Origin of the sequence: Micromonospora salmantinae, assembly GCF_022230905.1 — a bacterium.
In the GTDB taxonomy this organism is placed as follows: domain Bacteria; phylum Actinomycetota; class Actinomycetes; order Mycobacteriales; family Micromonosporaceae; genus Micromonospora; species Micromonospora salmantinae.
This window is the reverse complement of the sequence record NZ_JAKKFG010000042.1, coordinates 105477-118774: the sequence shown is the minus strand read 5'-3', so window position 1 is coordinate 118774 and position 13298 is coordinate 105477. Positions and strand designations below refer to the sequence as shown.

The following is a 13298-nucleotide window of genomic DNA, read 5'->3' as shown; positions in this document are numbered from 1 at the left end:
TCCGCCGGGTGCCGGACCCCTCAGGCGGCCCGGCGGACCGGTGTCTGGTGGTGATCCGGGGTCCCGACCCGGATCACCCGTTCAGCGGCTCGTGCAGGTGATGGCCGGGGACGTGTTGCTACCGGCCCACGAGCCGAGGAAGCCGGCGGTGGTGCTGGCCCCGGCCGCGAGCGCGCCGTTCCAGCCCGTGTCCCGGACCGACACGGCCGATCCGGTCTGGGTGTGGGTGCCGCCCCAGAGCTGGTCGATCCGCTGGCCGTTGGTGAAGGTCCAACCCAGCGTCCAGCCGGCGATGGGGGCGCTTCCGGTGTTGCGGACCACCAGCTCGGCCTGGAAACCGCCGGACCAGGAGCCGGTCACCCGGTAGGTCGCCGCGCAGCCGACGGACGGCGGCGGCGTGGTCGGGGGCGGCGTGGTGGGCGGCGGGGTCGTCGGCGGTGGCGTGGTGGGCGGTGGGGTCGTCGGCGGTGGCGTGGTCGGGGGGTCGCCGCCGGTGCGATCGGCGACCAGGATGCCGCGACCGTTGGTGCCGAGGTAGACCCGACCGTAGACACGCGGGTCGCCGGTCAGCGCCTCGGTCGGATTGCCGTACTGGTGGCGGTCGTCGTTGACGCGTACCCAGGTCGCGCCGGCGTCGTCGGAGCGGTGCACGCCCGGTTGACCGTTCACAGTGCCGTAGAGGAACACGGCGGGGTTGGTCCGCCCGGGTGCCGCCTTGCCGAAACCGACGTTGCCGGAGGCGCTGACGCCGTCCAGCCTGGTGAAGCTGGCGCCGGCGTCGGTGGAACGCCACAGGCCACCCGGCCCGGCCAGCCACAATTCGCCGGCCCGGCCCGGCAGGGCCTTGAACCGCACGTCGGTGCTGGGCAGCCCGGTCGCAGCGGTCGGGGTGAAGCTGGCCCCGCCGTCGGTACTCAGGTAGAAACGCCCGCCGCTGAAGCCGTAGAACCGGGTGGGGTCGACCCGGTCGGACTCGATCGTGGCGTTCGCCGGGATGCCGGTCGACGCTGCCCAGGAGTTGCCGAAACCGACCGAGTGGACCACGCGTTGGCCCGCGTCACCGGGTGCCCAGACGAAGCGGCTGCCGTCGGCCGCGGCGGCCACCGTGCCGCCGAGGTTGACCCCGGACGGTTCGGTGCCCTGGAACCAGGTGGCGCCGCCGTCGGTGGAGAAGGCGACGTGACTGTCGTTGGGCCGGTCGGCGTCGGCGAAGTTGCCGGCGCGCACCAGCACCGCGGGCTTGCTCTCGGCGTAATCGAGGCTGGTGGTGGACGTGAACACCGGCTGGGTGAACAGCATCGACGGAATCGCGTCCAGGTCGGTGTGTCGGAAGCCGCCGACGTCGCCGAGCGCGCTGATCAGGGGTGCGCCGCTGGGCGGGCTGATCAGGTCGAGGACGGCGGTCTCCTCCAGCCCCCGGACCATCGGCCGGAGGGTGAACTGACCGCCGGTGTCCCACCTGGTCAGGTCGGTGGTGCCGTAGATGGTGGCGCCGGTGCCGTACATCATGCGGTTGGAGTCGTGCGGGTCGATCTCCACCGACTCGTTCATCCAGCCGAGCTTGGGCGCGTCCTCCGGGGGTGCCGGGTTGAGACCGAAGGTCAACCAGGGCACCGAGCTGATGTCCATGGTGTAGCGGCGGGACCTCTCCGGGTAGTTGCTGAACTCCCAGATTCGCGTCCAGCTCGCCCCGCCGTCTGTGCTGCGGAAGAAGATGGCGTCCGGCCACCAGGAGACCTGGGTGGCCACCAGCAGGGTGTTCGGGCGAAGCCGGTCGATGGTCAGCCCGCTGTAGCCGAAGTAGGCGTCGGCACTGGTGGAGGGCACCGGGCTGATCCGCGTCCAGGCCCCGGTCGACCGGGTGAACTTCCAGACGTCGCCCTTGCCGCCGTCGTACGGGCCGCCGGTGTCGCTGGTGGCGATGTAGAGGTGACCACCGACCGGGTCGACGACCCCCTTGTGGGCCAGGTAGCCGGTGGGCTGACCGGGGATGCGCGCCCAGGTGACGCCGCCGTCGGTGCTGCGGTAGACCGGGTTCTCCTTGTCCGCCACGCCCACGTAGATCGTCTGTGTGGTGGAGCCGGCGGTGCCGGTGCTCTTGTCGAAACTGACCCAGGTCAGGCCCTGGTTCTGGCCGTTGTAGCCGTTCGGGTCGCTGGGATCCGCCCGGTAGTTGCCGACGTTGGGGAAGGCGGCGACGCGGGCCCAGGTCACGCCGTGGTCGGTGCTGCGCCACAGCCCGTTGCCACCCTCGGCGCCGTAGTACACGATGCTGTTCCGGTTGGGGTCGACGGCGAGCCGCTCCCCCATTCCCCGGCCCGGCATGTTGCCGCCGTTCTTGAACGGCAGCTCGGTGGCCTGCCAGGTGGCGCCCTTGTCGGCCGAGCGCAGGATCGCGCCGTTGTTCGGGTCCCAGCCGTTCGTGTACATGCCGACGGCGGCGTACACCCGGTTGGTCTGCACCGGGTCGGTGGCGATGCTGACCACGCCGTTGTAGCCCCACCGGTCGGCGCCGACCCAGTCGAGCAGCGGCGTCCAGGACTGGCTGGTCTGTTCCCAGCGGTACGCCCCGCCGATGTCGGTGCGCGCGTAGATGAGGTTCTTCTCGGTGGGGTTGAAAACGATGCCGGGCACGAAGCCACCACCGCCCACGGGGACGTTCCGCCAGGTGTACGCCTCCGCCGCGGCCGGGGTGGGGGCCGACCCGGCGGCGGTGAACGGGACCACCACGACGGCTGTGGCGGCGGCCAGCACGGACACGACCGTGCCGGCGAGACTTCTCCGCATCTGCGGTTCCTCTCGGGATGGAGCCCCGGGGGACGGGGTCGATCGCCTGGGTGACGCCGTGGCCCGGGGGACGGGCACGACGACGGGGACGGGCAGAGCTGCCCTGGCTCCACCACCCGACGCGACGGCTCCCGCGATCGAGGAACGCGATTACCGTAACCGAAATCGGCTCGCTTTGGAAGCGCTCCCATCATCGATGTTGGTCAGCCTTTCCCACCTCAGCCGCCCAGGTCGGGCCGCGCCGTCACCCGGTCCGGGCGAGGGCGGCTCACCCGGGGCGGCGGCAGGATCGCAGCACGGCGGACCTCAGGCCGCGGCCACCACCCGGTCCGCCATCGGAACAGCGGAGGAGGGACAGATGGCCATCGCGGAGATCAACCGCACCGACCAGGACATCCAGTCCGCCGTGCTCGACGAGCTGACCTGGGAACCGCGGGTGCAGCCGCACGAGATCGGCGTGACCGTCGCCGAGGGCGTCGTCACCCTGACCGGCCGCGTGGACAGCTACGCCAAGAAGTGGGCCGCCGAACGGGCCGCCCACCGGGTCGCCTCGGTCCGGGCGGTCGCCAACGACGTGGCCGTACAGCTCACCGACGACACCGAGCGCGCCGACACCGACCTGGCCGCCGCGGCCAGCCACGGGCTGGAGTGGGACGCGTTCGTGCCCATCGAGAAGCTCCAGGTCACCGTCTCGGCCGGCTGGGTGACCCTGCACGGCGACGTCGAGTGGGAGTACCAACGGCGAGCCGCCGAACGCGCGGTGGCCCGGCTGACCGGCGTACGCGGGGTGAGCAACGGCATCACCGTCCGACCGGCCACCGCGCCGGACGCCCGCGACCTGGCCGACCGGATCGTCGACGCCCTCGCCCGGGCCGGAGCGACAGAGGCCGAACGGATCAGCGTCCGGGTGCACGGCGACACAGCGATACTCGCCGGGTTGGTGCACTCGATGCCCGAACGGGCCGAGGTCGAGCAGGTGGCCTGGTCCGCGCCGGGAATCCGGGAGGTGCAGAACCACATCGCTGTCGCCCCGGTGCTGCGCTGAGCGGGCGCGGGCGCCCGCTCAGCGGGCGCTGAACGGGCGCGGAACCACCCGGGGTGGGTGAGTCCTTCTCACCCACCCCGGGAGCAGGCTGGTGGCATGAGTGATCCGAACGGGCTGATCCAACCGGGACGCACCGCGCCCGGTTTCACCCTGCCGGCCACCCCGGACGGGGCTCTGCTGGGGCCCGAGCAATTCCGTGGCCGGCCGGTCGTGCTCGCCTTCTACCCCGCCGACTGGAGCCCGGTCTGCGGTGACCAGATGTCGCTCTACCAGTCGGCGGCTCCCGTCTTCGCCCAGTACCGCGCGGTGGTGCTCGGCCTGTCGGTGGACAGCATCTGGTCACACCGGGCGTTCGCGGAGAGCCGGGGCATCGAGTTCCCCCTGCTGGCCGACTTCGAGCCCAAGGGCGAGGTGGCCCGCAGCTACGGCGCGTACATGCCCAACGGTGAGGCGGCCCGCGCGCTCGTGGTGCTGGATCCGGCGGGGAAGGTGACCTGGAGCTACCTGTCGCCGCCCGACGTCAACCCCGGCGCGGACGGCATCTTCGACGCGCTGGACCAACTCGCCGCCGATCGGAAGGTGATGGCCGGATGAGTACGCCACTGCAGGTCACCGCCCGACTTCGAGACCCGGTGACCACCGACGACCACATCCGGGGGCCGGCCGACGCGGCGGTGACCATCGTCGAGTACGGCGACTTCCAGTGCCAGTTCTGCGGTGCCGCGTACCCGAACCTGCACGAGTTGCTGCGGCAGCGGGCCGACACCGTACGGCTGGTCTACCGGTACTTCCCGATCGCCAACGTGCACCCGTACGCCGAACGGGCCGCCGAGACGGCCGAGGCCGCCGGGGTGCGGGGCCGGTTCTGGGAGATGCACGACTGGCTCTACGAGCACCAGGACCAGCTCGACCCGGTGCACCTCTCGCTCGGCGTCGAGCAGGTCGGGTTGCCGCCGGACGAGTTGAACGCCGAGGTGGAGAACCGTGCGCACGCGGACCGGGTGCGCCGGGATTTCGTGGGGGGCATCCGCAGCGGGGTGAACGGCACCCCGACCCTGTTCGTCAACGGCATCCGGCACGACGGCGGGTACGACCTGCCCGACCTGCTCACGGCCGCGGACGCCGCCGCCAACGCCTGACCCGCTCAGATCAGCCGCAACTCGCGCGCCCGCCGGACCGCCTCGCGCCGGCGGGTCGCGTCGAGTTTGCGGTAGATGTTGCGGACGTGGGTCTTCACGGTGTTGACCGAGAGGGACAACTCGCTGGCGATCTCCACGTTGGACAGGATGCTCTGCAGGTAGCGCAGGATGGTCAGCTCCCGCTCGGTGAGCGGCTCGTCGAGCGCGCCCCTCGGCCCGGCGGCCGGCCCGGCCGCGCCCTGTCCCGCGCCCCGCACCAGGTCACTGACCAGCGTGAAGTGCGCGGTGCCCGCGTCCAGGTGCGCGGCCAGCAGGTCCCGCACGGGTGGGTCGGCGCGGGTGAAGACCCTCCGGCAGCCCTGTGGGCCGGCCAGGTCCAGCGTCTGCTCCAGGATCCGACCCGCCCGACGCCCGTCCCCGGCGCGCTGGGCCAGCACCGCGTCGAGCAGACCGGCGTCCAGACGTACCGGTAGCGGCCAGGCCGTGGCGGCCGGCGCCTGCCAGTCCGGCAGGGTCCGCTCGGCGGTGGCGGCGTCGCCGGCCCGCAGGTGCACCTTCGCCAACGTCACAGCGAGCACCGGGTCGGCCCCCTCGTTCGCGGCGTCGCCCAGCAGGTCGCGGGCGGAGTCCAGGTCACCCCGCGCGGCCCGCAGTTCGGCCTCGGCGGCCCGCAGCAGACCGGTCAGCTCGTCGGCGGACGGCCGGTCGGCCAGCGCCTCCCGGGCCCGGACGAGCAGCCGCTGGCCGGTCGCCGGGTCGCCGGAGTCGCGGCGTAGCTGCGCCCGGCACAGCGCGGCCACCGCCGCCGCCACCGGTTCGTCGGAGGCGGCGGCCGGCCAGTCGCCGCCCACCTCGGGGTCGCCGGCCCAGCCGCCGGTCACGTCGAGTGCAGGGAGGGCGAGGGCGAGATTCGCGGTGGCCTCCTCGGGCTGGTCGCGCAGCAGCGCCACCACGGCGAGAGCCAGGTACGCGTGGCCGCAGTCGAGCCGACAGGACCAGCCCCGACAGGGCGGCATGCCGAGCGCGTCCCTGGCCGCCTGCTCGGCTGCCCGCAGCTCGCCGCGCACCGCGAGCAGCAGCGCGGCGCGGCTCGCGGCGACCAGTTCGGTACGCGGCCGGCCGGCTTCCCGAGCGGCCGCCCGGGCCCGGACGAACCGGGCGGTGGGCAGCGCCCCGTCGGCCAACTCGACCAGCCCCAGCGCGGCACCCGTGAACGCCCGCAGGTCCAGGTCGTCGGCGGCGGCGCCACCACCGGCCGTCGGGGCGGAACCGGTCAGCCCCGTCGGCAGCCGGGTCGGCGTGGCCTCCGCCGGGCGGGTGCGCAGCAGGCGAGCGGCGGCGGCCCGGACCTCGGTGCGGTCGTCGGCGAGCCGGGCCACTGTCAGCTCCAGCGCGGTGACCAGCCGCAGGAACCGGTCCCGGCGCGGCACCGGCAGGCCCGCGGCGTGCCCGGCGGCGGCCCGCAGGTGACCGGTGGCCGCTGGCAGGTCACCGGCGTGAGCGCGCTCGGCGGCGCAGGCCAACGCCACCTCCGGGTCGGCGCGGACCACCTCCGCCGGCGGCGGCGTGGGGGCCGGGGCGTGCACCGGGTCCCTGTCGTAGCGGGTCAGCTCCGGCCAGTGCGCGACGAACAGGTCACCGGCCAGGTCCCAGCGGCCGGCGGCCAGGGCGTGCCGCAGGGCGTCGGCAGGCCGGCCGTCACCCGCGTACCAGTCTGCGGCCCGGACGTGCAGCTCGCGTAGCTCCTCGGCGGGCAACCGGGCGAGGTCGGCGCGGAGCAGGTCGGCGAGCAGCACTTCGTACCGGTACCAGGGCGGCCGGGTGTCCTCCCGGTGCAGCAGACCACCGGTCCCGGCCAGGTCGGCCAGCACCTGCCCGGCGTCGGCGCGGCCGGTCAACGCCCCTGCCAGATCGGCGCAGACGCTGTCGACGACGGCGGTGCGCCGCAGCAGATCCTCCTCGGCCGGGTCGAGCGTCGCCAGCACCTCCTCGCGCAGGTAGCCGGCGATCTCCGGCTGGTCTCCGCCGAACTGCCCCACCCAGCGTTCCGGGTCGGGCTGTCCGCGTACCGCCAGGGCGGCGATGCGCAGCGCGGCCGGCCAGCCGCCGGTGCGCTCCCGCAGCCGGTGCGCGGCGGTCGCCGGCAGCGCGGCGGCGTGGGCGGTGAGCAGGTCGGCCACCTCGTCGTCGGTGAACGCCAGCTCGTCCGGGCCGATCTCGGTCAGCTCCCCGGCGAGGCGGAGCCGGTGCAGTGGCAGGTGCAGTCCGGCCCGCGCGCCGATCACCAGACGGAGCCGCCCCCGGGCATGCCGTAGCAGGAACTCCAGGCCGGTCAACGCCGCCGGGTCGGCGACCCGGTGCAGGTCGTCCAGGATCAGCAGCACCGGCCGGTCGGCGGCGGCGAGCGTGGCGGCCAGCGCCTCCAGCTGGTCGGGGCGCGGCGGCCGGTCGGGCACCGGGCCGCCCTCCGTCGCACCGGTCGCCGAGCGCAGCGCCGCGGCGAGGTACGCCCAGAGCCGGTCGGAGTCGTCGCCGGCCTCCACCGACATCCACGCCGAGACCGGCTCGTCAGCCGAGGAGACCGACAGGTCGCCGGAGTCCGGCACGATCGCCCCCGGCTCCACGTCGGGTGGCGCACCGCCCAGCCGCGTCCAGGAGGCGAGCAGCGTGGTCTTGCCCCAGCCGGCGGGGGCGGCCACCAGGGTGACCGGTCCCGTGCTGCCCTCGTCCAACCGGCGCAGCAGCCGGGGCCGGGCGACCACCGGCTCCGGCGGCACGGCCGGCGTCAGCCGGGACGCCAACAGCGGTGGCCCCGGTGCCGGCTCGACCCGTACGTGATCCTGTTCCGGCACCCAGCCCCACCCCCCACCACGCGCTCCGCCCCCGGTCGGCGAGCGGTTACCCGGCACGGGCCGGTTCACCCCTTCCGGGCGAGCGCGCTTCACCCGGGTGCGACAGACGATCGGGGGACGTGAACCGGGAGGACGGGTGGTACCGATGGGACGGCTGGCGCGGGCGGGACCCGCCCTGGGCGGCGCGGCGCTGGCCGGGGCGGCGCGGCTGCTGCGCGTACCCCGTTGGGGTGCCCGGCCCGGCGCGGACGGCGACGCTGCGGCGCCGGCCCGGTGGGAGGTGGTGACCGTCGACCGGCCGCCGGAGCAGGTGCTGCCGGAGGGCCGCTGGCCGGAGCCGCTGCGCCGCCTGGACGGGGCGGTCGAGGTGCGGGTGCGCCCGGCGCCCGGTGAACGGGGCACCGAGCTGGCCGCCCGACCGCTGGCCGGCGTCACCCCGCCCACCGGGCTGGCCGCGCATCTGGTCGGCGACGACCCGGGCCTGCTGGTCCGCCGGACCCTGCGCCAGATCAAGCAACGGGTGGAGGCCGGTGAGGTGCTCCGCGCGGACCGCTCCGCGCTGGACCGCCCCGAGGTCCACGGGTGAGAGCGCTGTGTTGGATGGGCGCAGGCGAACTGGCCGTACGAGAGGTCGCCGACCCGGAGCTGCGCAACGAGCGGGACGTCATCGTCCGGGTTCGGCGCAGCGCCACCGGCGGGGGTGACCTGCCGCTGCTGGCCGGCCCGCACCCGCTGCTGCGGCCCGGCGACGTGCTCGGCGCGGAGTTCCTGGGCGAGGTGGTGGAGGTCGGCCCCGGGGTCCGCCGACACCGCGCCGGCGATCGGGTGGTCGTCGGCGCGAGCGTGGCCTGCGGCGGCTGCTGGTACTGCCGCCAGGGCCTGCACTCCTGCTGTGACAACGCCAGCGCCGACCTGCCCAGCGCCGACCCCGACTGGGCCCGCTCCGACGCCGGCTGTTTCGGCAGGCCCCGGGCGGCGGGCGGATTCGCGGGCGGCCACGCCGAGTACGTGCGGGTGCCGTACGCCGACGTGAGCGCCTTCCGGGTGCCGGACGCCGTCGACGACGACCGGGCGGTGTTCGCCGCGGACGTGGCGCCGACCGGGTGGCTCGCCACCGAGTTGGGTGCGGTGCGCCCCGGCGACGTGGTGGCGATCTGGGGCGCCGGGGCGGTGGGTCAGTTGACCGCCCGGTCGGCGGTGCTGCGCGGCGCCGCCCGGGTGCTGGTCGTGGACCGGTACGAGGAGCGGTTGCGGATGGCCGAGCGGCACTCCGACGCCGAGCCGCTCGACTACCGCCGCACCGACGTCGCGGCCGAGCTGCGCGACCGTAGCGGTGGGCGTGGGCCGGACGTGTGCGTGGTGGCGGTCGGCACGCCGCCGGCCCGGTCGAGGGCCGACCGGTTCGGGGGCCAGCACGCCGACCGACCCGACGCGCTGCGGGAGGCCGTGCACGCGTGTCGCAAGAGCGGCGTGGTGGTGGTGCTCGGCGGGACGGGCGGGTTCGTCGACGCGTTCCCGCTGGGTGCGCTGACCGAGCGGCGACTCACGCTGCGCGGCGCCGGTCGGCCGGATCTGCGGGACGTGCCGATGCTGCTGGACCGGATGGCCCGCGACGAGCTGCGGACCGAACACCTGGCCACCCACCGGCTGCCGTTGGCGCAGGGCCCGGAGGGGTACGCGCTGTTCCGGGACCGGGCCGACGGCTGCGTACGCGCCGTGTTCACGCCCTGACCTCCCACTCGTGATCACGTCATCGTCGGCGGTGGATGGCAGACTCCGGGGATGGCAGAGGACCGAACGTACGACGTGGTGTTGTTCGGGGCGACCGGGTTCACCGGCGGCCTGACCGCCGAATACCTGGCCCGGCACGCGCCGGCCGAGCTGCGCTGGGCGCTGGCCGGGCGCAACCCGCAGCGCCTCGCCGCCGTACGGGATCGGCTGGCCGCTGTCGACCCGAGCCTGGCCGAGCTGCCGCTGCTCACCGCCGACGTGACCGACGCCGACTCCCTGCGGGCGGTGGCGGGAAGCGCCCGGGTGGTGGCCAGCACTGTCGGCCCGTACATCCACCACGGGGAGCCGCTGGTCGCGGCCTGCGCCCGGGCCGGCACCGACTACCTGGACATCGCCGGCGAGCCGGAGTTCGTCGACCTCATGTACGTGCGTCACCACGCCGAGGCGACAGGCACCGGCGCGCGGCTGGTGCACGCCTGCGGCTTCGACTCCGTCCCGCACGACCTGGGCGTCTGGTTCACAGTCAAGCAGCTGCCCGCCGACGTCCCGATCACAGTGGACGGGTACGTGCGCGCCGGCGGCCGGTTCTCCGCCGGCACCTACCACTCGGCGCTCACCGCGTTCTCCCGTGCTGGGCAGGCCAGCCAGGCCGCCCGGGCCCGTCGGGCGGTCGAGCCGCGCCCCACCGACCGGCGGGTCCGGGCGGTGCCCGGCCGGCTGGCCCGCTCGGCGGAGCTGGGCATCTGGACGGTGCCGCTGCCGACCCTCGACCCGCAGGTGGTTCGCCGCTCGGCCGCGGCCCGCCCGGAGTACGGCCCGGACTTCCGCTACCGGCACTTCGCCGCCGTGAAGCGGCTGCCCACAGTGCTGGCCGGCGCGGCCGGGCTCGGCGCGCTGATCGGGCTGGTGAAGCTGCCGCCCAGCCGACGCTGGCTGCTCGGCCGGCTCGCGTCCGGGCAGGGGCCCACAGCGGAGCAGCGAGCGTCGTCCTGGTTCCGGGTCCGGTTCGTCGGCACCGGCGGCGGGCAGCGGGTGGTCACCGAGGTCGCCGGCGGTGACCCCGGCTACGACGAGACGGCGAAGATGCTCGCCGAGTCGGCGCTGTGCCTGGCGCTCGACGAGCTGCCGTCGACCGCCGGCCAGCTCACCCCGGTCGCCGCGATGGGTGACGCGCTGCTCGACCGGCTCGTCCGGGCCGGGCTCACCTTCCGGGTGCTCAAGCAGGAGACTCTGGAGCCCGCGGCTTGACCCTCAACCGGGTCGAGGGGGCAGGATGCCCAGCGTGAGCGACCTGCACAGCATCGGCGAGCTGGCCCGGGCCAGCGGCCTGACCGTCAGCGCACTGCGCTTCTACGACTCGGCGGGGGTGCTGGAGCCGACAGTGGTCGACCCGGTGACCGGCTACCGCTGGTATGCCGGGGAGCAGATCGCCCCGGCCCGGCTGGTGGCCGGGCTGCGCCGGATCGGCATGCCGGTGCCGGAGATCGCCGCCGCGGTGCGCGCCGAGCCGGCCGCGGTGCACCAACTGCTCGACGCGCACCTGCGCCGGCTGGCCGACGGGCTCAGCGACGCGCGCCGCGAGGCCGACCGGCTCCGGGCGCTGGTCGACCCGGCCCCGCCGACCGCCACCACCCTCCTGGTCGCGCCCGCCGCCCTGGCCGCCGCGCTCGACGCGGTGCGCTTCGCCGTCGGCGTCGACAGGGAGCTGCCGATGCTCGCCGGGGTGCTGTTCGACGTGGAGTCCGACGGCGTCCGGCTCGTCGCCACCGACCGGTACCGGCTCGCGCTGGCTCGGGCCGGGGCCGACGTCGACGGGCCGCCGGTGCGGGTGTTCGTGCCGGTGGCCCTCGTCGACCAGCTCCGGCCACTGCTCGACACCACCGACACCTGGCCGGTACGGCTGACAGTGGCGGGCGCGGACCTGCGGGTGCGAGTGGCCGACCGCACGCTGACCGGCGCCGCCCTGCCGTACGACTTCCCGGACTACCACCGGCTGCTGCGCAGGTCCGTCGGTGAGCGGCCGACCGCGCGCCGGATCCCGGTGGACGTGGCCGCGCTGCGCGCCGCGCTGGCCGACCCCGCGGCCCCCACCGTCGCCCTCGACCACGACGGCACGACCCGGGAGGTCACGGTGCTCGGCGTCGACGACCGGGGCGGCCTGCGGCTGCTTCCCGCCGCCGACCTGGGCACCGACGCGCTGCGGGTCGGGGTGGACGGTGGTTACCTGCTGGACGCGCTGAACGCGGCCGGCGCGCCGCAACTGGTGCTGGAGCTGGACGGGCCGATCGCCCCGCTGGCGGTACGCCGACCGGACGACGCGGACACCTACTCGGTACTCATGCCGATCCGGCTCTGAGCCGGCGGCCAGCACTCCCCGTCCCGGGAGGAAAAGCCCGCGACGGTAGCATCTGCTGGTTCACCTGTGAACCCCGGACGGAGGCGTACGGAGCAGCATGCTCGACATGGAGTTGATCCGGAAGGATCGCGAGGCGGTGGCGACCGCGCTGGCGAAGCGTCTGGATCCCGCCGAGGTCACCCGTGCCCTGGACGAGATCCAGCGGCTCGACCAGGAACGCCGCGCCCTGATCACGGAGATCGACGCCGAGCGGCAGCGCCGCAAGGCCGAGGCCCGGGCGTACGCGCAGGCGAAGCGGGCCGGCGAGGAGCCGCAGGCCGTCGCGCCGGAGGCGGAGCGTAAGCAGCTCGCCGAGCTGGAGTCCCAGCTCGACGAGGTGCAGGCCCGGCTGCGCGACGCGATGAGTGAGCTGCCCAACCTGCCCAGCGACGACGTCGTGGCCGGCGGCAAGGAAGCCAATCGGGTGGTGAAGACCTTCGGTGAGCCGCCGGTGATTGAGAAGGTCCGCGACCACGTGGAGCTGAGCCGCGCGTTGGGTCTTGTCGACTACGAGCGCGGGGTCAAGCTCGGTGGGTCCGGTTTCTGGATCTACACCGGGGTCGGCGCCCGGCTGGAGTGGGCGCTGCTCAACTACTTCGTCGACCAGCACATCAAGGCCGGCTACGAGTTCCTGCTCCCGCCGCACCTGCTGCTGGATTCGGCCGGTTTCGCCGCCGGGCAGTTCCCCAAGTTCTACGACGACGTCTACCACCTGGACTCGGCGTCCGCTCCGCGTGGCCAGTTCCTGCTGCCCACGTCGGAGACGGCGATCCTCGGCGCGTACCAGGACGAGATCCTGGAGGCCCCGAAGCTGCCGCTGAAGGCGTTCGCGTACACCCCCTGCTACCGGCGGGAGTCGGCCGGCTCGCACTCGGACGAGCGCGGCACGGTGCGGGGGCACCAGTTCAACAAGGTGGAGATCTTCCAGTTCACCCTGCCGGAGCAGGCCGACGCGGCGCTGGAGGAGATGCTCGCCCACGCCGAGAGCCTGGTCGAGGGGCTGGGTCTGCACTACCAGCGCACGTTGCTCTCGGCCGGTGACGCCAGCGCCTCGATGAAGAAGACCCTCGACATCGAGGTGTGGATGCCGAGCACCGGCAAGTACAAGGAGGTGTCGTCGGTCTCCTGGGCCGGCGACTACCAGGCTCGTCGGGCGGCCATCCGTTACCGCGAGCCGGGCGGCAAGCAGACCCGCTTCGTGCACACCCTCAACGGGTCGGCGCTGGCCACCAGCCGGCTCTTCCCGGCCATCCTGGAGCAGTACCAGCAGGCCGACGGCAGCGTCCTGGTCCCCAAGGTCCTCCAAGACCGCCTAGGCACCGACCGCCTAACCCCCCGCTAAACCCAGC

Annotated in this window: 10 protein-coding genes; 8 read left to right on the top strand and 2 right to left on the bottom strand. The window is 74.4% G+C overall.

Annotation, left to right across the window (positions count from 1 at the left end; translation table 11 throughout):
- Positions 1 to 81 precede the first annotated feature (81 nt).
- Complete coding sequence (locus tag PSH03_RS24385; protein ID WP_238690527.1) at positions 82 to 2787, bottom strand: cellulose binding domain-containing protein; 2706 nt, start codon at positions 2785 to 2787, stop codon at positions 82 to 84.
- 358 nt (positions 2788 to 3145) lie between these two features.
- Here PSH03_RS24385 and PSH03_RS24380 point away from each other — a divergent pair, with 358 nt between their 5' ends.
- From PSH03_RS24380 to PSH03_RS24370, 3 genes are all read left to right on the top strand, one after another.
- The gene (locus PSH03_RS24380; RefSeq protein WP_210783401.1) at positions 3146 to 3832 is read left to right on the top strand and encodes a BON domain-containing protein; all 687 of its coding nucleotides are present in this window, start codon (positions 3146 to 3148) and stop codon (positions 3830 to 3832) included.
- A 96-nt stretch (positions 3833 to 3928) separates the two neighbouring features.
- Positions 3929 to 4426 (top strand): redoxin domain-containing protein, encoded by a 498-nt coding sequence (locus PSH03_RS24375; protein WP_210783399.1) that lies wholly within the window; start codon positions 3929 to 3931, stop codon positions 4424 to 4426.
- Positions 4423 to 4971 carry a DsbA family protein gene (locus PSH03_RS24370; protein ID WP_091409221.1) on the top strand — a complete coding sequence of 183 codons (549 nt, stop codon included), beginning with the start codon at positions 4423 to 4425 and terminating at the stop codon, positions 4969 to 4971. Before PSH03_RS24375 ends, PSH03_RS24370 begins: the two co-directional genes overlap by 4 nt.
- 5 nt (positions 4972 to 4976) lie before the next feature.
- On the opposite strand, the gene PSH03_RS24365 is transcribed toward PSH03_RS24370, so the two are convergent.
- On the bottom strand, positions 4977 to 7892 hold the full coding sequence (locus PSH03_RS24365; protein WP_372494862.1) for a helix-turn-helix transcriptional regulator: 2916 nt from the start codon (positions 7890 to 7892) through the stop codon (positions 4977 to 4979).
- A 76-nt stretch (positions 7893 to 7968) separates the two neighbouring features.
- Here PSH03_RS24365 and PSH03_RS24360 point away from each other — a divergent pair, with 76 nt between their 5' ends.
- The 5 genes from PSH03_RS24360 (at position 7969) to serS (ending at position 13291) form a co-directional block, all read left to right on the top strand.
- Entirely contained in the window at positions 7969 to 8409 is a 441-nt protein-coding gene (locus PSH03_RS24360) for a hypothetical protein (protein WP_255751068.1), read from the top strand.
- Positions 8406 to 9554, top strand: coding sequence for an alcohol dehydrogenase catalytic domain-containing protein (locus PSH03_RS24355; RefSeq protein WP_238690524.1), 1149 nt, complete (start codon positions 8406 to 8408; stop codon positions 9552 to 9554). The genes PSH03_RS24360 and PSH03_RS24355 overlap by 4 nt, the downstream gene beginning before the upstream one ends.
- Before the next feature lie 51 nt (positions 9555 to 9605).
- Complete coding sequence (locus PSH03_RS24350; RefSeq protein ID WP_238690523.1) at positions 9606 to 10802, top strand: saccharopine dehydrogenase family protein; 1197 nt, start codon at positions 9606 to 9608, stop codon at positions 10800 to 10802.
- Positions 10803 to 10827: 25 nt separating this feature from the next.
- The gene (locus PSH03_RS24345; protein ID WP_238690522.1) at positions 10828 to 11910 is read left to right on the top strand and encodes a DNA polymerase III subunit beta family protein; all 1083 of its coding nucleotides are present in this window, start codon (positions 10828 to 10830) and stop codon (positions 11908 to 11910) included.
- 97 nt (positions 11911 to 12007) lie between these two features.
- Positions 12008 to 13291 (top strand): serine--tRNA ligase, encoded by a 1284-nt coding sequence (gene serS / locus PSH03_RS24340; RefSeq protein ID WP_238690521.1) that lies wholly within the window; start codon positions 12008 to 12010, stop codon positions 13289 to 13291.
- Positions 13292 to 13298: the final 7 nt, after the last annotated feature.

What these genes read in the sequence shown, in the direction of transcription:
- PSH03_RS24375 (WP_210783399.1), top strand. Translation starts at nt 3,929, where the DNA reads ATGAGTGATCCGAACGGGCTGATCCAACCGGGACGCACCGCGCCCGGT.
- PSH03_RS24380 (WP_210783401.1), top strand. Translation starts at nt 3,146, where the DNA reads ATGGCCATCGCGGAGATCAACCGCACCGACCAGGACATCCAGTCCGCC.
- PSH03_RS24360 (WP_255751068.1), top strand. Translation starts at nt 7,969, where the DNA reads ATGGGACGGCTGGCGCGGGCGGGACCCGCCCTGGGCGGCGCGGCGCTG.
- PSH03_RS24370 (WP_091409221.1), top strand. Translation starts at nt 4,423, where the DNA reads ATGAGTACGCCACTGCAGGTCACCGCCCGACTTCGAGACCCGGTGACC.
- PSH03_RS24345 (WP_238690522.1), top strand. Translation starts at nt 10,828, where the DNA reads ATGCCCAGCGTGAGCGACCTGCACAGCATCGGCGAGCTGGCCCGGGCC.
- serS (WP_238690521.1), top strand. Translation starts at nt 12,008, where the DNA reads ATGCTCGACATGGAGTTGATCCGGAAGGATCGCGAGGCGGTGGCGACC.
- PSH03_RS24385 (WP_238690527.1), bottom strand. Translation starts at nt 2,787, where the DNA reads ATGCGGAGAAGTCTCGCCGGCACGGTCGTGTCCGTGCTGGCCGCCGCC.
- PSH03_RS24350 (WP_238690523.1), top strand. Translation starts at nt 9,606, where the DNA reads ATGGCAGAGGACCGAACGTACGACGTGGTGTTGTTCGGGGCGACCGGG.